The following is a 20352-nucleotide window of genomic DNA, read 5'->3' as shown; positions in this document are numbered from 1 at the left end:
CCGTAACCCGCTCGAAACGCAGCACCGTGGCTGGCCTTCATGGCCAGCCATGGCCCCCTGCGGCCCTACGATCGGCGAAATCATATAAATACAACCACCTTGCCCAGGATCTGCAGCGTGTCCACATTTTCTGAAATCCGCTACACCAGCACCGATGGCCTGGCCCTGTATGCGCGGGACTATGCATCGCACAGCGGCCCCGCGCGGCTGCCGGTGATCTGCATCCACGGGCTGACGCGTAACTCCGGCGACTTCGACGAACTGGCGCCCATGATCGCCAGCCTGGGACGGCGCGTGATCGCCGTCGATGTGCGCGGCCGCGGCAAGTCGGCACGCGACCCGAACCCGGCCCACTACCAGCCAATCGTTTACGCCGACGACATCATCAAGCTGGCCCACGACCTTGGCATAGAGCGCGCCGTCTTTATCGGCACCTCGATGGGCGGGATCATCACGATGACCCTCGGTTTGCGCAAGTCGCGCCTGATCAGCGCCGCCATCCTCAACGACGTCGGCCCCATCTTGTCCGAGAAAGGCCTGGCGCGCATCGCCGGCTACGCGGGCAAGGCGACGCAGCCCGCGTCATGGGTCGAGGCCACCGAATATGTCAAGAACATCAACGAGTCCGCCTTCCCCGAAAACACCATGGAGGAATGGGGCAAATGGGCGCAGCGCGCCTTTGCAGAAAATCCACAGGGCGAACTGGTCATGAGGTACGATCCGAACATCGCACAGCCCATCAGTTCCGGCAAGCTGAAGTCGCAATCGCTGATGTCGAAATACGCCTTCCGCCACCTGGCGCGCAAGCGTCCGACACTGCTGGTGCGCGGTGCCCTGTCAGACCTGGTAGAAGCGGAACAGGCCAGCTACATGAAAAAAGCCGCGCCGAAGATGCTGTACGCCGAAGTGCCCAACGTCGGCCACGCGCCGATGCTGACCGAGCCGCCGGCGCTTGACGCGATCCGGACGTTTTTGTCGCAAGTCGATTAAGCAGTACCAAAATCTAGGAGACAAGCATGAACAAGAGGACTATCGTTTCGGCCGCCGTGCTGGCCGCTTTCACCGCCACCCTGCCGCTGGGCGCAATGGCCGCGCCGGACCTCAAGGTCGCCCTCATCGCTGGCAAGACCGGCGTGCTCGAGGCTTACGCGAAAGAGACCGAGACCGGTTTCATGATGGGCCTCGAATACCTCACCGGCGGCAAAATGGAAATCAACGGCCGCAAGCTGAAGGTCATCGTCAAGGATGACCAGAGCAAGCCTGACCTGGGCCGTACCCTGCTGGCGGAAGCCTATGGCGACGACAAGGTCGACATCGCGGTCGGCACCACCTCGTCGGGTTCCGCCATCGCGATGCTGCCAGTCGCGGCGGAATACAAGAAAGTGCTGATCATCGAGCCGGCCGTAGCCGACGCCATCACTGGCGACAAATGGAACCGCTACATCTTCCGCACCGCGCGCAACTCGATGCAGGATGCGCTGTCGGCCGCGGCGACGCTCAAAGGCGGCAGCGTCGCCTTCCTCGCACAGGACTACGCGTTCGGCAAGGATGCGATCAAGGCCGGCAAGGAAGCGCTGGCGGCGACCGGCAGCAAGGCCAAGGTCGTCCATGAGGAATACGCACCGCAGACCGCCACCGACTTCACCGCGTCGGCCCAGCGCATCTTCGCGGCGCTTAAGGACAAGCCGCAGCCGCGCGTGCTCGGCATCGTCTGGGCTGGCCCTAGCCCGATGAACAAGATCGCCGACATGCAGCCCGGCCGTTACGGCATCGCGCTGGCGCCGGGCGGGAACATCCTGCCGGTGATGAAGACCTGGCGTAACTACGCCGGCACCGAAGGCACCATCTACTACTACTATGACTTCCCGAAGAACAAAATGAACGACTGGTTCGTCGCGGAGCACAAAAAGCGTTTCAAGGCGCCGCCTGACATGTTCACCGCCGGCGGTTTTGCGGCCGCCAGCGCGGTCGTCACCGCGCTTAAAAAGGCCGGCTCGGGCGACACCGAAAAGCTGATCGCGGCGATGGAAGGCATGGACTTCGAGACCCCGAAAGGCAAGATGAGCTTCCGCAAGCAGGACCACCAGGCGATGCAGTCGATGTACCACTTCCGCATCAAGAAGACGCAGAAAGACGAATGGGACCTGCTGGAACTGGTGCGCGAGATCCCGGCATCCGAACTGCCTGTACCGGTAAGGAACAAGCGTTAATATGACCACGCCTTCGCTGTCTACCCGCGACCTGACCATCCGCTTCGGCGGCCATGTCGCGGTGAACCAGGTCAGCGCCGATTTCTATCCCGGCACGCTGACCGTGATCGTCGGCCCCAACGGGGCCGGCAAGACCACTTACTTCAACCTGGTCTCGGGCCAGCTGCCTGCCAGCTCCGGCAGCGTGCACCTCGACGGCGTCGACATCACGCGCTATGGCGCGGCGAAGCGCACCACGATGGGCATCGGCCGCGCCTTCCAGCTGACCAACCTGTTCCCCAACCTGTCGGTGATCGAGAACGTGCGCCTCGCGGTGCAAAGCCGGGCGCGCATCGGCATGAACATGTTCTCGGTGTGGTTCTCGCACACCGAACTGATTTCGCGCGCCGAGCATTACCTCGAACGGGTTGCGCTGGCCGACCGCCGCGAAACCCGCGTGGCGGCCCTGTCCCACGGCGACAAGCGCAAGCTTGAAGTGGCGATCCTGCTCGCGCTCGAACCCGAAGTGATGATGTTCGACGAACCGACCGCCGGCATGAGCGTCGACGAAGTGCCGGTCGTGCTGGACCTGATCCACCAGGTCAAGGCCGAGCGCAGCAAGACCGTGCTGCTGGTGGAGCACAAGATGGATGTGGTGCGTTCGCTGGCCGACCGCATCATCGTTTTACACAACGGCACCTTGGTCGCGGACGGCAATCCGGTCGAAGTGATGGCCTCGCCGATCGTGCAGGAAGCCTACCTTGGAGCACCCGAACATGCATAAGCCGAGCGACGCCGAACCACTGCTGCAGCTCTCCGGCGTGCACACCCACATCGGCCAGTACCACATCCTGCAAGGCGTCGACCTGGTGGTGCCGCGCGGCGGCCTGTCGGTCCTCCTGGGGCGCAATGGCGCCGGCAAGACCACCACCTTGCGCACCATCATGGGCATGTGGCACGCCAGCGCCGGCAGCATCGGGTTCGATGGGCGCGACATCACCGCGCTGCAGACGCCGGACATCGCCATGGCGTCGATTGCCTACGTGCCGGAATCGATGGCCGTGTTCTCCGCGCTGACCGTGCGTGAGAACCTCTACCTCGCCGCGCGCAACGGCCCGCTCGACACCCAGCGCCTCGAATGGATCTTCGGCTTCTTCCCGGCCCTGAAAAAATTCTGGAACTACCCCGCCGGCCTGCTTTCGGGCGGCCAGAAGCAGATGGTGGCGATCGCCCGCGCGATTGTCGAGCCGCGCAAGCTGCTGCTGGTGGACGAACCGACCAAGGGGCTGGCGCCGGCCATCATCAATAACCTGATCGACGCCTTCCGCGAACTGAAGGACACCGACACCACCATCTTGCTGGTCGAGCAGAACTTCAATTTCGTCAAGAAGCTGGGCGACACCGTGTCCGTCATGGACGATGGCCGCGTCGTGCACGCCGGCCCGATGCAGGACCTGGTCGATGACCGCGACCTGCAACAGCGCCTGCTCGGCCTCTCGCTCGACTCCCATCAATAGGAATCAACACCGTGACTGTCCCAATTTCCCCACCCGCGACCGCCGATATGGTCATCCCGGCCGCAAAGCGCGATTATGCGCCCGCGCTGCTGGTGCCGGCGCTGATGCTGGCCATGCTGCCGCTGGTCGGCGACTTCCCTACCTGGGTCACCCTGACCATTGCCGGCCTGGCGATGGGCATGATGATCTTTATCATGGCCAGTGGCCTGACCCTGGTGTTCGGCCTGATGGACGTGCTTAACTTCGGCCACGGCGCCTTCGTCGCGGTCGGCGCGTTCGCAGCGACCACGGTGCTGATCCCGATGAGCGGCGCGCTGCAGGCCGACTCGCTGCTGCAGAACCTCGGCGTACTGGCGCTGGCCGTGACAGTGGCGATGGCGTCGACCGCGCTGATCGGCGTCGCGTTCGAACGCATCATCATCAAGCCGGTCTACGGCCAGCACCTGAAGCAGATCCTGATCACCATGGGCGGCATGATCGTGGCCGAACAGGTCATCAACGTCATCTGGGGCGCGGAGCAGATCCCGCTGCCGCTGCCAGCAAGCCTGCGCGGCGCGATCCTGCTGGGCGACTCGGCCATCGAGAAGTATCGTCTGGTGGCGGTGGTCGTCGGCCTGGTGGTGTTCGTGGCGATGCTGCTGATCCTGAACCGCACGAAGATCGGCCTGCTGATCCGCGCCGGCGTCGAAAACGGCGAGATGGTCGAAGCGATGGGCTACCGTATCCGCCGCCTGTTCGTGGCGGTGTTTGCGGCTGGTTCCGCACTGGCTGGCCTGGGCGGCGTGATGTGGGGCCTGTACAAGGAAACGCTGTCGGCGTCGATGGGCGCGGAGATCATGGTGATGATCTTCATCGTCATCATCATCGGCGGCCTCGGATCGGTGGCCGGCTGCTTCATCGGCGCGCTGCTGATGGCGCTGGTGGCGAACTACGCCGGCTTCCTTGCGCCGAAGGTGGCGCTGGTCTCCAACATTATCCTGATGATCGCCATTTTGCTGTGGCGGCCGGCCGGGATGTACTCCAACGGCCGCTAAGGAACGCACATGCTCAATCAAATCCTCTCCGGCGACCTGCCGCGCAGCCGCGCGCTGTCGGCCGCCCTGCTGGTGGTGCTCGTCGGCCTTGCTCTGGCGCCGTTCATCACCACCGGCGCGCGCCCGCTTAACACCGCCGCCACCATCTGCGTCTACATTGTGCTGGTGGCGTCGTATGACCTGCTGCTTGGGTACACCGGCATCGTGTCGTTCGCCCACACGATGTTCTTCGGGATCGGCGCCTACGGCGTCGGCCTCGCACTTGCCGACGCCGAGCCAACCTGGGGCGCCATCTTCGTCGGCGTGCTGCTGGCGATGCTGTTGACGGTGGTCCTGGCGCTGGTGGTCGGACTGTTCGCGCTGCGCGTGCGCGCCATCTTCTACGCCATGATCACGCTGGCGGTGGCCTCGTCGTTCGCGGTGCTCGCATCGCAACTGTCGGACTTCACCGGCGGCGAAGACGGCAAGACCTTCAGCGTTCCAGACCTTCTCAGCCCCAGCTTCTCGCTGCTGGAAAACGAAGTATTCGGCCGTTCGGTCGACGGCAAGGTAATCACCTACTACATCGTCTTCATTGGCTGCCTGCTGCTGTTCCTTTTCCTGCTGCGCCTCGTGAACTCGCCGTTCGGCCGCGTGCTGCAGGCGATCCGCGAAAATGAATTCCGCGCCGAGGCGCTGGGCTACCGCACGGTGGTCTACCGCATCTGGGCCAACTGCCTGGCCGCGCTGGTCGCGGCATTGGCCGGCGCGCTGATGGCGCTGTGGCTGCGCTACGTCGGTCCGAAGACGATGCTGGGATTCGAGGTGATGACCGATATCCTGCTGATCGTCGTCATCGGCGGCATGGGCACGATGTACGGCGCGGTGATCGGCGCGGCGCTCTTCATCATCGCCCAGAACTACCTGAAATCGCTGATGGACGATGGCCAGGCGACGCTGGCTGGCATCCCGGTGCTTGGCGAGGCGCTGCACCCGGACCGCTGGATGCTGTGGCTGGGCGTGCTGTTCATCCTCTCGATCTACTTCTTCCCTACCGGCATCGTCGGAAAGCTGCGCCCCGCGCGCTGACTTTATTTCCCCAACCGTGGTCATTGAGGGCGCCCTAACGGCGCCCTCTTTTTTTCTCTGCCGACACTGTACATGCGGATGCGCGCTTCGCGCTTATCCGCCCTACCGGACCGGATAAGCCCGCCGGGCGCATCCGACGCAACGGTTGCGCAATCGAACCCGTCAAGTTTTGTTCAAAATAGTTCAGGTCCCAAGTTAGTGCGAGCGCAAAAGTTCAGCGGGTTTCTGAACATATGATGGACTCGGCAATGGCCTCGACGTATGCCAGCGCGAGGGTGACCCATAACCTGGCAAATAAAAAAGGAATACACCCATGAAAACGTACAAAACCCTCGCGGCGGCGGCAACGCTTGCCCTCGCCGCCATTGTGCCTGCGACCTCGCACGCACAGGCGGTTGAAGTGCTGTCCGAAGATTTCGACGACGTCGAGATGCTTACCGGCTGGTCGCTGATGAATAACAGCGTGCCGCCAGGCGAGCCCTGGTTCCAGGGCACGGCTGAAGTCTTCCCGGCCCACCAGGGCGCGCCGACCGCCTACATTGCCGCCAACTATTTCAGCGCCGCCGGCGGCGAAGGCAGCATCAACAACTGGCTGATCACGCCGACGCTCGACCTGATCGGCCCCACCACCCTCACCTTCTTTACCCGCTCGGCCCCGGTTGTTGGCTACAACGACACGCTGGAGGTGCGCTTCAGCGAAGGCAGCGGCAGCGACCCGGCCGGTTTCGACACCCTGCTCGCCACCATCGGCGGCGCAACGCCCTACCCCGGGTCGTGGCAGGAATTCAACCTGTCGCTGCCCTACGTGGGCGAAGGCCGCTTTGCCTTCCGCTACACCGGCGACGCGGAGATCTCGAATTACGTCGGTATCGATACAGTCAGCGTACTTTCCGTTCCCGAACCGTCGGCTTACCTGATGCTGGGCGCCGGCTTGTTCGCATTCACCATGCTGCGCCGACGACAGGCGTAGCAGCAACCTGGAGGATCGAAACATGATGAACGAGAGAAGCTCGCCAGGGGTAACCCTGGCGGCGATGCTGGCGCTCGCAGCGTTTTCGCTGCCGCCTTCCGCCGGCGCGGCCGGGCAGGAAGGCATGGTTGTGGTACGCGACCGCGAAAGCGGCCAGCTGCGCGCACCCACTCCAGCCGAACTGCGCGCCCTGCGCGCGCAGCAGAAAGCGATGGCGCCGGCACCGGCCATTGCACCCTCGGTTCAACGCCCTGACGGCACCCGCCACCTGCACCTCGGCGAGCGCGGCATGGTGTATTCGGTCCTCTCCCGCGATGCCGGGGGCAGGCAGGTGATTGGCTGCACCGGCGGCGAGCACGCCGCCCGCGCCGCCGTCGAGCAGCCCGCCCCGGGCGTTGCCATCAAGGAGCACGGCCATGAACGCGAATAGACCTGCCCTGCTCCGCCGCGCCGCGGCGCTGGCGCTTGCGTGCTCCATGTGGGCAAGTGCGCAAGGCGCAGTCGTTGTTACCATCGTCAACAACAATGCCCCGAACGAAGGATTCAACGACCCCACGCCGGCGCAGCCGGTCGGCGGCAACACCGGCACCACGCTCGGCCAGCAACGGCTGATCGCCTTCCAGCACGCCGCCGGCATCTGGGGCGCTACGCTGTCGAGCAATATCCCCGTGCGGGTGGGCGCCAGCTTTGTCCCGCTGCCCTGCACTGCCGACACCGCGGTGCTTGGATCGGCCGGCGCCAACGACATCTTCAGCGACTTTCCCAACGCGCCGCGGCCCAACACCTGGTATCCGAGCGCGCTGGCCAGCAAGCTGGCGGGCGCCGACCAGGCGCCCGGAGGTGAGCCGCATATCCGCGCCCGCTTCAACTCCCGCCTCGGGCTGTTCCCGGACTGTATGCCGGGATCGGGGTTCTACCTTGGCCTCGACAACAAGCACGGCGACAAGATCAACCTGGTAACGGTGCTGCTGCACGAAATGGCGCACGGCCTCGGCTTCCAGGGATTCACCGATGAACAGACTGGCGAGCCCTATGAAAAGCGCCCGTCGGTGTGGGACCACCACCTGATCGACAACCGCACCAACAAGCTGTGGGTCAACATGAGCAACGACGAGCGGCGCGTCTCCGCCCTGAGCGAAACGGGGCTGTCGTGGAATGGCGAGTTCGTGACCGGCCAGGTGCCAACCGTATTGTCGCCGCAATCGACGATGACGGTCACCGGCAGGCGCGCGGGTAGCGCCAGGGGCGCGTATGACGTAGGCGACGCCTCGTTCGGGCCGCCGCTGGACGCTGCCGGGGTCAAGGGCGATGTCATGCCGGTCGTGGACCAGGCCAACGGCACCGGCCTGGCCTGCGCGCCGCTATCGGAGGCAAATGCAGCTGCGGTCAAAGGCAACATCGCGCTGGTTGACCGGGGCGAATGCTCGTTTGTGGTGAAGGCAAAGCATGTGCAAGATGCCGGGGCCAGGGGGATGGTGGTGGCTGACAACGCGCCCGGACCGGTAACAGGCCTGGGCGGCGGCGATCCGGCGATCACGATTCCGGCGGTTCGGATCAGCCAGACTGCGGGGGCGGCGCTGAAGGCGGTGCTGGCCAAGCGTTCGCGCAACAGGTCGGGCGTTGTGGCCAACCTGACGATCGATCCCCAGCGGCTCGCTGGCACCGACAGCGCCAGGCGGATACGGATGTTTGTGCCGGCGGAGTTTGATCCGGGCTCGTCGGTATCGCACTTTACGACCGACGCCAAGACCAACCAGCTGATGGAGCCGTCGATCAATGCCGACCTGCTGCATGAAGTGAAGGCGCCAAGGGACCTGACGCAGGCGCTGATGCAGGATATAGGCTGGTAGCGGCCGACAATTCGGCGGATGCGCTTCGCTTATCCGCCCTACGTCCGGCGATGGACCACGTACCGCGGATAAGGCCAACGGCCGCATCCGCCGTGCTGGCACCTCACAAACGTGTAGGGCGGAAGAGCGAAGCGTCATCCGCCGAATCAAGCGTCGGGTTGACGCAAAACCCGGCGGATGACGCTATCGCTTTTCCGCCCTACAAATTCGCAGCTGTGCGCGGTTTACTTACCGCTCTCAGCCTTGTACTTCTCGACACCACCCAGGATCTCGGCCTTCGCCTCATCCGGGCCAGCCCAGCCTTCGATCTTGACCCACTTGCCTGGCTCGAGGTCCTTGTAGTGCTCGAAGAAGTGCTGGATCTGCTGCAGACGCAAATCTTGCAGGTCTTCCGGCTTTTGCCAGTGGCTGTAAATCGGCAGGATCTTGTCGACCGGTACGGCCAGGATCTTGGCGTCGCCACCCGCTTCGTCAGTCATCTTCAGCACGCCGATCGCACGGCAGCGGACCACAACGCCTGGAATCAGCGGGAACGGGGTGATCACCAGCACGTCGCATGGGTCGCCGTCGTCGGAGATGGTGTTCGGCACGTAGCCGTAGTTGCACGGATAGTGCATCGCGGTGCCCATGAAGCGGTCAACGAAAATCGCGCCGCTCTCCTTGTCCACTTCGTACTTGATCGGATCGGCATTCATCGGGATTTCGATGATCACGTTGAAATCGTTCGGCACGTCGCGGCCAGCGGAGACTTTATTCAAACTCATGGAATTTCCTTAAGTGCATACAGTAAACGAGGACGCCATTATAACGAACATTGCTTGATTCTTGTGCAACGCAGCAATGGCCTCCGGGATTTTTTTGATCAGAGAATCGACGCCAGGGCGCACTGCCGGTAGTGCGCGGCCGCTTCGGCTTCCTGGCCCAGCGCCTCGTGCATCTGCGCCAGCTTCAGGTGGGCTTCACGCACCATGCGGCCCTCGGACGCGTCGGACAGCGCCTGTTCCAGGTAGCGCTGGGCTTTGCCCCACAGCTTCTGCTTCAGGCACAGCGCGCCGAGGGTCAGCGCCAGTTCGGCGTCGTTCGGGCGCTGGCGGATCCATTCTTCGCAGTGCTCGATCTGCGCCAGCAGGGTTGGCGAGCCTGGCGCGCCGGCCGCTTCGCGGTAGGCGCGCACCACGCGGTCGTCCCACTCTACCTTCAGCGATTCTTCGGCGGTGATGCGTGCTTCGTCGTGCAGGCCGCGCGCGTTCAACGCTTGCGCCGCGTGCGCAGCGATGTATGGCTTGACCCGCTCGGCCGCCGGCACGGTCGCCCACACCCGCTTGATCGATTCAGCGTCATGCGAGCCGTCCGTCAGCAGCGCGTCATAGGCCAGCTCGCGCAGGCGCGACGACAGCGCCGGATGCAGCGCCTTGTGCTTGTCGAGCGAGCGTACCAGGCGCAGCACCTCAGGCCAGTTGCGGGCCTGCTGGTTTGCCTTCATCGCCCACTTGAGCGCGTGGATGTGGCGCGTGCCGCTGGCGTTCAGTTCCGCCACCGCGTCGAGCGCAGCTTCGGGCTGGTGGTCGTCGACCAACAGCTCGGTAACCGTCATCAGGCGCGCGGTTTTGAGGTTGTTGTCGTGCGCGATACCGGCAAGCCAGGCGTCGCGGCGCGCCGCCTGGCGCATGCGGTGCGCAGCGCGCGCGCCGATCAGCGCGGCCAGTCCGGCGTTTTCCGGCAGTTCGGCCGCGCGTGCGGCAGCCTTTTCGGCGTGCCCGAAGCGGCCCTCGAACAGCGCCTTGAGCGCATCGCGCAGGCCCTTGTTGCCGTCACGTTCGCGCTTGCGCTGGCGATAGGCCGCCACCTTGGCCGGCATCGACACGGTGGCGCGGAAGGCGCGCACGGCGAAGTACAGGAAGGCGAACAGCAGGCCGACCAGCACCACGAAGAAGTTGAGCGACACGTCGATCCGGTGCGGCGGGTAGAAGAACACCACATTGCCGGGATTGAAGCGCGCCGTGACGGCGATGCCGATGGCCGCGGCCATCAATGCGACTAACCAGAGAAGAAGTCGCATGGCTTATGGCTTCGCTTTGTAGTTGCGCACAGCGTTCAGGCTGTCGGACAGGGTCGGCATTTCGATCGCCAGGTTGTTGGCCTGGACCTGGCGCAGCTGCGCTTGGGCGGTCTGGGTCGAACGCGCGCGGGTGTCGAAATACTTCAGCAGCGCTTCCTGCGCCGCGTCGAGGTCTGCGCGGAAGGCCGCTTCATTACGCGACAACAGCGCCAGGCGTGCATTCAGCAGGCGCAGCTTGAGGTTCTCGCGCAGGAAATAGGCCTGCGACGGCGACACCATCAGCGCGGCCGGTTCTTCGACGCTGCGCACCCGGATCAGCTGGCGCACCTCGGTCCACATCTCGTTGCTCCAGTTGCGCCAGGTTTGCTGGGCGCGTTCGGCCAGGCCCATCGGCTGCTCAGGCGCAGCCACACCCTTGGCGCCTTTGGCGCCAAGCGCGCGCTGCGGCTGATCCGGGCGCGACGGCAGCACCGGCTTTTCGTCGGCCAGCATCGGCAGCGTGTCGACCTGTGCGATCACGTTATCGAGGCGCAGTGCGACGCCGGCCAGGTCCAGGCTTGGCAGCGCGCGCAGTTTTTCGGTGTCGCGCGCGATCGCGCGGCGGATCGTGATGAATTGCGGCTTGTCCGAGCGCGACAGCGAACGGTCGGCGTTGGCCAGCGCGATCAAGGCGCCTTGCACATTGCCGGCCAGTTGCAGCTGCTGGCTGGCGGTCGACAGCACCTGCTCGACTTCGGACAGCGCCCACTCGTCGCGGCTCTTCGACAGGTCCTGGTAAAGCTGTTCCAGCGCCAGCTGCTGGCTCTGCGCCTCGACCTGGCGGTTTTCCAGCACCCCGACCTTGGCCTGCAGGTCGCGCAGCTGGTCCTGCACGCCGCGTGCCAGCGCGCTGGTCTCGGTGGTGGTCAGTTCATTGCGCTGCAGGCTCTTGGCCATCTCCTGGCGCAGCTTGTAAATGGCGTTGCGGCTCGACCAGGCTTGCGCGGCGAGCAGCAGCGCCAGCAGGATCACCACGATCGTCAGCGGACGCTGCACGAAATCGCGCACGCTCTCGTCGGCCGGGCGGCTGCTGCGCATCTCTTGCGAGACGGCAGGGGATGGCGACGCGCCAGGCGCGGCGTTCTGGTCAGGTAATGTAGGCAAATCGTTCATCTTTGAGATTGTAACGCGGCAAGCAGACGTTCGTCGCCCGAACCGGTGAGCGTCAGTCGGGTTAGTCCAAGAGTGTTCGCCGTTTCGGCGATGCGCGCGTGCGGCACGATCAAGTGCTGCTGTTGCATTTTTGCCACAGCCGCTTCGGGTTCCAGCTCTTGCAGCAGGGCCATCAGGCCGCGCAGTGCTTCAGAGCTCGTGATTATCCAGTCGTTGGGCGTTGCAAGCAAGCCGGTCAGCGTGGCCGCCATTTGCGGCGTCAGCGGCGGCACGCTGCGGCGGTAAGCCGCCACCGTCGAGACGATGGCGCCGGCGGCGCGCAAGCCATCTGCCATCAGTTCGCGCCCGCTCTGGCCGCGCACGATCAGCACCCGCTTGCCCGCGAGGGCAGCCAGGTCGAGCGTTTGCAGCAGGTGTTCGGAGTCGCTGCGCGATGGGTCGCGCGGGCTGACGATGGTGGCATTGGCGTCGGTCACGCCGTGGCGCGCCAGCGCGGCGCGGCTGCCCTCGCCCACCACCGCAATGGTGACGCCGCCGGGCCAGCGGTCGATATGGGCAAACGCCGCATCGACGGCATTGGGCGACACGAACGCCACCATCGCATACGCGTCCAGCGATGCCAGCTCGGCCTTCAGCGCGGCGGTGTCGTCCAGCGCCGAAATTTCCAGCAGCGGCAGCAGCACGGGCTTGCGGCCCAGCGCTTGGACGGCGCGCGCCAGGTCTTCGCACTGCGCCAGCGGACGGGTGATAACGACCGTATCAGACATCCGGCGCTGCGTCGGCCTGCACCTTGCACGCGGCCAGGATCGCGTGGGCATCCTGCTGCCCCAGCAGGTCCGAGACCTGCTGGCCGAGCGCTTCCGGCGCATGCGCCGCGCCGCTCAGTTCAGCGCGCGCGGTGCGCTTGCCGTCCGGCGTCGCGACCATCGCGGTCAGGTGCATGCTGTCGCCGACCACGGTGGCAAACGCGGCCAGCGGGATCTGGCAGCTGCCGCCGAAGACTTTCGATACCTTGCGCTCGGCGCGCACGGCCTGCTCGGTGGCGGCGTGGTTGAGCGGCGCGAGCACTGCGCGCAAGTCGATGTCGGTGCGGCCCGAGACGATCTCGATCGCCATCGCGCCCTGCCCGGCGGCCGGCAGGCTTTCTTCAGGTGTCAGCGTGGTGCGGATGCGCTCCGGCAGGCCGAGGCGCTTGAGGCCGGCCGCGGCCAGGATGATCGCCGCATAATCGCCGCGATCGAGCTTGCCCAGGCGGGTGTCGAGGTTGCCGCGCAGCGGCTTGATGACCAGGTGCGGGTAGCGCGCCGCGATCAGCGACTGGCGCCGCAGGCTGCTGGTGCCCACCACCGCGCCCGGCGGCAGTTCGTCGAGGCTGGCGTAGTCGTTCGACACAAAGGCGTCGCGCGGATCTTCGCGTTCGAGCACGGCGGCCAGCTCGAAGCCGTCCGGCAGGTCCATCGGCACGTCTTTCAGCGAATGCACGGCCAGGTCGGCGCGGCCTTCGGCCATCGCCACCTCCAGCTCCTTGACAAACAGGCCCTTTCCGCCCACCTTGGACAGGGCGCGGTCGAGGATCTGGTCACCACGCGTGGTCATTCCCAGTATCTCGATGCTGCACTGCGGATATAATAGTGACAACTGCGCGCGCACGTGCTCAGCCTGCCACATGGCAAGGCGGCTCTCGCGCGAAGCGATGATTAACCTGGAAGGCTGCTGTGGCGTCAATTCAGTTGCTCTCAAAACGATTTCTTTCACTGTCGTTGCCCTAACCGGCGAATGCCAGTTACCGGCGCTTGCATAAGATCACAAATTTTATCACGCGCCTCCTTTGCAGACCGTGGCCATAAGCCTTTGCACCAACATTTCATTCTGTGGTCCAACATGGTAAACCTAGCATCTGCCCAAGAAAACGAACCCGGCGCTGACAAAGACGCGCCATTGAAAGAAGATATCCGCCTGCTCGGCCGCCTGCTCGGCGACGTGCTGCGCGACCAGGAAGGCGAGGACGTCTTCGACATCGTCGAAACCATCCGCCAGACCGCCGTGCGCTTCCGCCGCGAAGCCGACCCCGTGGCCGGCGAAGAGCTGAACGCCCTGCTCCACAAGCTGACACGCGACCAGACCATTTCGGTGGTGCGCGCGTTCTCGTACTTCTCGCACCTGGCCAACATCGCAGAAGACCAGCACCACATCCGCCGCCGCCGCGCCCACCTGCTGGCCGGCTCCAAGCCGCAGCGCGGCAGCGTCAGCTTTGCGCTGTCGCGCCTCAAGGAAGCCGGCGTGTCGGGCGATACGGTGCAAAACTTCTTCCGCGACGCGCTGATCGCGCCGGTACTGACGGCGCACCCGACCGAGGTGCAGCGCAAGAGCATCCTCGACGTCGAGCACGACATCGCGCACCTGCTGGCCGAACGCGACCTGCCGCTGACGCCGCGCGAACGCGCCGCCAACCTCAAGCTGCTGACCTCGCGCGTCGCCACCTTGTGGCAGACCCGCATGCTGCGCTACTCGAAGCTGACGGTGGCCGACGAGATCGACAATGCGCTGTCGTACTACCGCATCACCTTCCTGCGCGAGCTGCCGGGCCTGTACGACGACATCGCCGAGGAAATCGCGGCCCAGTACGACCAGCCCGACAATGACTGCGTGCGCCCGGACGCCTCGTATGTCCAGATGGGCAGCTGGATCGGCGGCGACCGCGACGGCAACCCGAATGTCAACGCCGGCACCATGCGCCACGCGCTGGTGCGCCACGCCACCACGATCCTCGACTTCTACCTCGATGAAGTGCACACCTTGGGCGCCGAGCTGTCGGTGTCGACGCTGATGGTCAAGGTGTCGCCGGAACTGCAGGCGCTGGCCGATGCATCGACCGACGCATCGCCCCACCGCGGCGACGAGCCGTATCGCCGCGCCCTGATCGGCATGTACGCGCGCCTGGCCGCCACCGCGCGCGAACTGGGCGCCGCCCACGTGCTGCGCAAGGAAGTGGGCCACGCCGCACCGTATGCCGACGCCGCCGAATTCGGCGCCAACCTCGGCGTGCTTGCCGATTCGCTGCGCGCCAACCACGGCGAACTGCTGATCGCGCCGCGCCTGGCACGGCTGCAGCGCGCCGCCGCCATCTTCGGCTTCCACCTCGCCTCGCTCGACATGCGCCAGACTTCCGACGTGCATGAGCGGGTGCTGGCCGAGCTGTTCGCCAGCGCGGGCGTCGAAGGCGACTACGCGGCTCTCAGCGAAGAACAGAAGGTGCGGCTGCTGCTGGCAGAACTCGAACAGCCGCGGCTTTTGACCTCGCCGTACACCGACTACACCGACGAGACCAACTCCGAACTGGCGATCCTGCGCGCTGCCAAGGAGATCCGCAGCCGCTATGGCGTGCGCGCGATCCGCAACTACATCATCTCGCACACGGAAACCGTGTCCGACCTGCTGGAGGTGCTGCTGCTGCAAAAGGAAACCGGCCTGCTGCGCCCCAAGGCGGGCCAGCTCGACGTGATGGTGATCCCGCTGTTCGAAACCATCCCCGACCTGCAGCGCGCGCCCGACATCATGCGCGAGTGGATGGCGCTGCCGTTCGTACACCAGTTGATCGACCACCAGGGCCGCCTGCAGGAAGTCATGCTCGGCTACTCCGACTCCAACAAGGACGGCGGCTTCCTGACGTCGAACTGGGAACTGTACAAAGCCGAAGTCCAGCTGGTGCGCGTGTTCGCCGACGCCAATGTCAAGCTGCGCCTGTTCCACGGCCGCGGCGGCACGGTAGGACGGGGCGGCGGCCCAAGCTACGACGCGATCCTGGCGCAGCCGCCGGGCACGGTCAATGGCCAGATCCGCCTGACCGAACAGGGCGAGATCATCGCCTCCAAGTTCTCCAATGCCGACATCGGCCGCCGCAACCTCGAACTGCTGGTCGCCGCGACCCTGGAAGCGAGCCTGATGCCGCACGCCGAGGAAGGCTCGCACGCCGAGCGCCTGGCAGGATTCGAAGCGGTGATGGCAGAGCTGTCCGCGCGCGCCTACAAGGCTTACCGCAACCTGGTGTACGAAACCCCGGGCTTCACCGACTACTTCTTCTCGGCCACGCCGATTGCCGAAATCGCGGAGCTGAACCTCGGTTCGCGCCCTGCCTCGCGCAAGTCGACCCGCCGCATCGAAGACCTGCGCGCGATTCCCTGGGGCTTCTCGTGGGGCCAGTGCCGCCTGCTGCTGCCGGGCTGGTACGGCTTCGGTTCGGCCATCAGCGAATGGCTGGCCGACGGCAAGCAGGAGGACCGCCTGGCAACGCTGCGCGCCATGTACCAGGAGTGGCCGTTCTTTGCCACGCTGCTGTCGAACATGGACATGGTGCTGGCCAAGACCGACCTGGCGATCGCCTCGCGCTACGCCGAACTGGTCGCCGACGCCGAACTGCGCGAACGCATCTTCCGGCGCATCTCGGCCGAGCATGCGGGCACCTTGCGCTGTCTTGAAGCGATCACCGGCGCCGGCGAACGGCTGGCCAAAAACCCGCTGCTGGCGCGTTCGATCCAGAACCGCTTCGCTTACCTTGACCCGCTGAACCACCTGCAGGTAGAGCTGATCCACCGCCACCGTTCGGCGGCAGGCGACCCGGAGCGCGCCGACCCGCGCGTCCACCGCGGCATCCACCTGTCGATCAACGGCGTCGCGGCAGGCTTGCGCAATACGGGCTAAAGGAAGAGCCAGTCGCTGCGGCACCGGCCATCGTCGTTCCCGCGCAGGCGGGAATCCATGATCGCCTGGAGTATGGGTTCCCGCCTGCGCGGGAACGACGGCGGTGTTCGAAAAAAATGGCCGGTTCATCACCGGCCATTTTTCGTTCACGTGAGACGGATCAGAACTCTTCCCAGTTCTCCGTCTCCACGCGCGGCGCAGGTTTGGCCTTGCGCTGGACGGCAGGGCTGGCGATCGCCGGGCGCGCGGGCGCAGCCGCGACAGCCGGGGCGCGAACCGCCGCCTGGGTTTCTTCCAGCGTGAAGATCGCCACCACCTCGGCCAGGCGCGCCGACTCCTGCTGCAGCGCGCCGGCTGCCGCCGCCGCTTCCTCGACCAGCGCCGCATTCTGCTGGGTCACGTTGTCCATTTCGACAATCGACTGGTTGACCTGGCTGATACCGTGGCTCTGTTCATTGCTGGCCGATGCAATTTCGCCCATCAGGTCGGCGACCTGCTTCACCGATGTGACGATCTCGTGCATCGTCGCGCCGGCCGTGTCGACCAGGCGGCTGCCCGCTTCGACCTTGCCGACCGAGTCGGTGATCAGTTCCTTGATTTCCTTTGCCGCAGCGGCCGAGCGCTGCGCCAGGTTGCGCACTTCGGTGGCGACAACCGCAAAACCGCGGCCCTGCTCGCCAGCGCGCGCCGCTTCCACTGCCGCATTCAAGGCCAGGATGTTGGTCTGGAATGCGATGCCGTCGATGACGCTGATGATATCGGCGATGCGGCGCGAACTGTCGGTGATGGAACCCATGGTCTGCACCACCTCGCCTACCACCGCGCCGCCTTTTTCCGCCTGGCCGCTGGCGGCCATCACCAGCTGGTTGGCCTGGCGCGCGTTTTCCGCGTTCTGCTTGACGGTCGAGGTCAGCTCTTCCATCGTGGCGGCCGTCTCCTCCAGGCTCGACGCCTGCGATTCGGTGCGCGCCGACAGGTTCATGTTGCCCGCGGCGATTTCGCTGGAGGCGTCGGCAATCGCGTTGGTGCTGGTGCGTACGCTGGTCATCGTGCGGTTCAGCGACGACACGAAGCGGTTGAACCCTTCGGCCAGCGCGCCGACTTCATCACGCGATTCCACCGCCATGCGGCGGGTCAGGTCGCCATTGCCGTCGGCAATTTCGTTCAGCATGGCGGCAGCGCGTGCTACCGGCGCGGTGATGGCGCGGCTGACGAGGAAAATGATGAACATGCCAATGCCGCCGCCGACCAGGCCCGCAACCAGGGCGGCAATGGTGGCCGAGCGCGCCAGGCCGCCCAGGATTTCCGATTCCGGCACGTCAGCGATCAGGTAGAGGTTCAGTTCAGGCACGAACGACGAGGCGACAATGCGCTTGCCGACATCGCCGTCGACGGTGACGTGGGTGAACTGCGCGTTATTGAGCAGTTTGCCCGACAGTTCGGGCGAAAAGCCCGGCATATCCTTCAGCAGGTGCTTGCCATCGGCGACCTTGGGGTCGCGGTGAATGACGACGTTGCCGTCGGCGCGCACCATGTAGACATAACCCGATTTGCCAACCTTATAGTTGCGCACCGTATTGGCCATCTGCTCGACCGACAGGCCCATGCCGGCCACGGCCAGCTTGCCGCCGCCCGCCTCGACACGCGCATTAATGAACAGCATGGTTTTGTTCATGGTCACATCATGGTCGAGGTTCAGCTCGAACGGCTTGCCGCCAGCGAGGAACTTCGGCAGCCAGTCATCCTGCGCCGTCGACTTGTCGAGCATGCGGTCGAAGCCCTTTTCGGTCAGGAACTTACCCGTGCTGTCGGAGGCCCAGAACACCAGGCTGGCATGACTGGTCTTCTTCAGCTGCTGCGAATAGCCCTGCCATGCCGGCATGCCTTCGTCGCCCAGTCCGTCCGCTTCCCACTGGTACAGCAGCGTGTTATTGGCCAGTGCAAGCGACATGGCCAGCGGCACGGCGATTTCGCGGCGCACATCGTTGCGGATTTCGCCGATTACGGCCGGCAATTCCTGCTGGACCGCGCGCTCGCGTAGCCCGGTAGCGGTCAGGGTGACGCTCAACACGGCAGAAATAATAACGAACAGCAGCATGCATGCTGCCATGCTGACCATCAATTTGGTCTTGATCGACGCGTTGCGTAAAAAGCGGACTGGCACTTGGGGACCCTTGCGGTATTAATAACTGAGGAAAATTGATCGGCGGAGAATTTCATTGCCGTATGGCATGTTCAAACGCCACGAGGCTGGCGTCAAGATTATTCACTCCGCATACGGTCTTTCGTCAGCGAACTGTTGTGCGGATGCCTAAAAATTAGGCAATCGATAATGAACCTTATCATTTAAACCTGATGGAACTATTAGTATTATTTCCTCGTGATACATATAGAATTGACCAGTTTTTCTCTCCATGGACTGCGGCGCAAATGGGAACTGTCGAGATGAGATGGGCGGCCAGGGTTGCCGGCGTCATGGTATTTGGCGCCGCGATTGCCGCGCTGGCGGCGGGTTTTTCCGGACAGGTTTCGCCAGTACTGTCGGGCGTACTGGGGACCGGTGTGGGCGCACTGATGATCCACAACGACCGCCTGCGCGTGCGGATCAGGGCACGTAGCGCGCAACTGGAACGGGCTAACCAGCGACTGCGCGCCGAGATCGGCGTGCGCAAGGCCGCCGAGAGCGCGCTCGAAGCCAGCGAAAAGCGCACCCACGACATCCTTTCCACGTTGCCGATGCCGGTCATCGTCAAAGACGCCCAATCGCGCATCGTGCTGATGAACCACGCCGCCGAAGAAAAATGGGGCGTGCCTTTCGCGCGCGCTGGCGGCACCGCCGGCCACCAGTGGATCCCGCCCGCCCGGATGCTGGAAGTACTGGACGAGGACCGCGCGGTGTTTGCCGCGCGTAAGGTGGTGGTCAGCGAATCGCAGGTACGCAACGACGCGAACGGACGCGTGGTCGAGGTCGAGGCCTACAAACGACCCGTATTCGACGTACAAGGCGCACCGCACAGCCTGATCTGCGTGTACGTCGACATCACCCAGCGCAAGCAGGCCGAAGATGCGCTGCAGCGCTCCTTCCTGCAGTTGCGCGCGCTGACTGCGGAACTGGAAATGCTGAAGGAAGAAGACCGCAGGCGCATCGCCCAAGGCATCCATGACGAACTGGGACAAAACCTGCTCGCGCTGAAGATCGACGTCGAGATGCTGCATGCGCGCGCCAGCGACCGGCATCCGCGGCTCAAACGCCGCGTCGGCCACGTGCTCGACACCATCGACGCCACCATCCGTTCCGTGCGCATGATCATGAACGACCTGCATCCGAGCACCCTGGAGCTGGGGTTGCCGGTAGCGCTGGAGTGGCTGGTCGAGCAGTTCGAAAAGCGCAGCGGCATACGCTGTACGCTAAAGGTGGCCGGCGCGCATGCGCCGATGACGGACACGCGCCGCACCTCGGTCATTTTCCGGATCGTGCAGGAGGCGCTGGTGCACGTGCTGAGCCACGCGCAGGCAAGCCGGGTGGACGTCACGCTGGCCGGGGGGCACGAACAGCTGTCGATTACGATCGCCGATGACGGCGGCGGCATCGGCTGCGGCGATGAGGCGGCGCAGCGCATGCGCGCGATCCGCGAACGGGTCGACGTGTTCGGGGGCGACCTGGGGATCGAATGCGTGGAGGCAGGCGGGACGCGGCTGTCGATCCTGATTCCGAATGAGACGGGGGAGACGGCGGCTTAGAACAAGCAACCGGCGGATGACGCTTCGCTCTTCCGCCCTACGGCCATTGCGGCTGGTAGGGCGGAACAGCGAAG

17 protein-coding genes are annotated in these 20352 nt (G+C 64.8%); 11 read left to right on the top strand and 6 right to left on the bottom strand.

Annotated features, from left to right (window positions below):
* The first annotated feature begins 117 nt into the window (after positions 1-117).
* From LMJ30_RS18430 to LMJ30_RS18390, 9 genes are all read left to right on the top strand, one after another.
* Positions 118-990 carry an alpha/beta fold hydrolase gene (locus LMJ30_RS18430; protein WP_229433877.1) on the top strand — a complete coding sequence of 291 codons (873 nt, stop codon included), beginning with the start codon at positions 118-120 and terminating at the stop codon, positions 988-990.
* Between the two features lie 26 nt (positions 991-1016).
* Positions 1017-2210: a substrate-binding domain-containing protein gene (locus LMJ30_RS18425; RefSeq protein WP_229433875.1), complete on the top strand. Its 1194-nt coding sequence runs from the start codon at positions 1017-1019 to the stop codon at positions 2208-2210.
* A 1-nt stretch (position 2211) separates the two neighbouring features.
* Positions 2212-2973 carry an ABC transporter ATP-binding protein gene (locus tag LMJ30_RS18420; protein WP_229433873.1) on the top strand — a complete coding sequence of 254 codons (762 nt, stop codon included), beginning with the start codon at positions 2212-2214 and terminating at the stop codon, positions 2971-2973.
* Entirely contained in the window at positions 2966-3706 is a 741-nt protein-coding gene (locus LMJ30_RS18415) for an ABC transporter ATP-binding protein (protein WP_229433872.1), read from the top strand. Before LMJ30_RS18420 ends, LMJ30_RS18415 begins: the two co-directional genes overlap by 8 nt.
* A 47-nt stretch (positions 3707-3753) precedes the next feature.
* Positions 3754-4740, top strand: coding sequence for a branched-chain amino acid ABC transporter permease (locus LMJ30_RS18410; protein WP_229434048.1), 987 nt, complete (start codon positions 3754-3756; stop codon positions 4738-4740).
* A 9-nt stretch (positions 4741-4749) separates the two neighbouring features.
* Positions 4750-5808 carry a branched-chain amino acid ABC transporter permease gene (locus tag LMJ30_RS18405; protein ID WP_229433871.1) on the top strand — a complete coding sequence of 353 codons (1059 nt, stop codon included), beginning with the start codon at positions 4750-4752 and terminating at the stop codon, positions 5806-5808.
* A gap of 313 nt (positions 5809-6121) precedes the next feature.
* Positions 6122-6778: a choice-of-anchor J family PEP-CTERM protein gene (locus LMJ30_RS18400; RefSeq protein ID WP_229433870.1), complete on the top strand. Its 657-nt coding sequence runs from the start codon at positions 6122-6124 to the stop codon at positions 6776-6778.
* Positions 6779-6800: 22 nt separating this feature from the next.
* Complete coding sequence (locus LMJ30_RS18395; protein ID WP_229433869.1) at positions 6801-7208, top strand: post-PEP-CTERM-1 domain-containing protein; 408 nt, start codon at positions 6801-6803, stop codon at positions 7206-7208.
* Positions 7195-8628 (top strand): PA domain-containing protein, encoded by a 1434-nt coding sequence (locus LMJ30_RS18390; RefSeq protein WP_229433868.1) that lies wholly within the window; start codon positions 7195-7197, stop codon positions 8626-8628. Before LMJ30_RS18395 ends, LMJ30_RS18390 begins: the two co-directional genes overlap by 14 nt.
* Before the next feature lie 224 nt (positions 8629-8852).
* Here the strand turns inward: LMJ30_RS18390 and ppa are convergent, their stop codons facing one another.
* The 5 genes from ppa to hemC all read right to left on the bottom strand — a co-directional run bounded on the left by ppa (position 8853) and on the right by hemC (position 13564).
* Positions 8853-9392, bottom strand: a complete 540-nt coding sequence (ppa, locus tag LMJ30_RS18385; RefSeq protein WP_229433867.1) for an inorganic diphosphatase — start codon at positions 9390-9392, stop codon at positions 8853-8855.
* A gap of 98 nt (positions 9393-9490) precedes the next feature.
* Positions 9491-10687, bottom strand: coding sequence for a heme biosynthesis protein HemY (locus LMJ30_RS18380; RefSeq protein ID WP_267869709.1), 1197 nt, complete (start codon positions 10685-10687; stop codon positions 9491-9493).
* 3 nt (positions 10688-10690) lie between these two features.
* Positions 10691-11839 (bottom strand): uroporphyrinogen-III C-methyltransferase, encoded by a 1149-nt coding sequence (locus tag LMJ30_RS18375; RefSeq protein ID WP_229433866.1) that lies wholly within the window; start codon positions 11837-11839, stop codon positions 10691-10693.
* A complete protein-coding gene (locus tag LMJ30_RS18370; protein WP_229433865.1) occupies positions 11836-12606 on the bottom strand; it encodes a uroporphyrinogen-III synthase in 771 nt (256 codons plus the stop codon). The genes LMJ30_RS18375 and LMJ30_RS18370 overlap by 4 nt, the downstream gene beginning before the upstream one ends.
* Positions 12599-13564 carry a hydroxymethylbilane synthase gene (gene hemC, locus LMJ30_RS18365; RefSeq protein WP_267869724.1) on the bottom strand — a complete coding sequence of 322 codons (966 nt, stop codon included), beginning with the start codon at positions 13562-13564 and terminating at the stop codon, positions 12599-12601. The genes LMJ30_RS18370 and hemC overlap by 8 nt, the downstream gene beginning before the upstream one ends.
* A gap of 156 nt (positions 13565-13720) precedes the next feature.
* Here hemC and ppc point away from each other — a divergent pair, with 156 nt between their 5' ends.
* Positions 13721-16537, top strand: a complete 2817-nt coding sequence (gene ppc / locus LMJ30_RS18360) for a phosphoenolpyruvate carboxylase (RefSeq protein WP_229433864.1) — start codon at positions 13721-13723, stop codon at positions 16535-16537.
* 160 nt (positions 16538-16697) lie between these two features.
* Here the strand turns inward: ppc and LMJ30_RS18355 are convergent, their stop codons facing one another.
* Complete coding sequence (locus LMJ30_RS18355) at positions 16698-18656, bottom strand: methyl-accepting chemotaxis protein (RefSeq protein ID WP_229434038.1); 1959 nt, start codon at positions 18654-18656, stop codon at positions 16698-16700.
* A 326-nt stretch (positions 18657-18982) separates the two neighbouring features.
* Between LMJ30_RS18355 and LMJ30_RS18350 the strand changes: the two genes are divergently transcribed.
* Positions 18983-20278 (top strand): PAS domain-containing sensor histidine kinase, encoded by a 1296-nt coding sequence (locus tag LMJ30_RS18350; RefSeq protein ID WP_229433863.1) that lies wholly within the window; start codon positions 18983-18985, stop codon positions 20276-20278.
* The last annotated feature ends 74 nt before the right edge of the window (positions 20279-20352 follow it).

Source organism: Massilia agrisoli (assembly GCF_020831365.1).
GTDB lineage: Bacteria > Pseudomonadota > Gammaproteobacteria > Burkholderiales > Burkholderiaceae_D > Telluria_A > Telluria_A agrisoli.
This window is presented reverse-complemented; position numbering and strand designations above follow the sequence as displayed.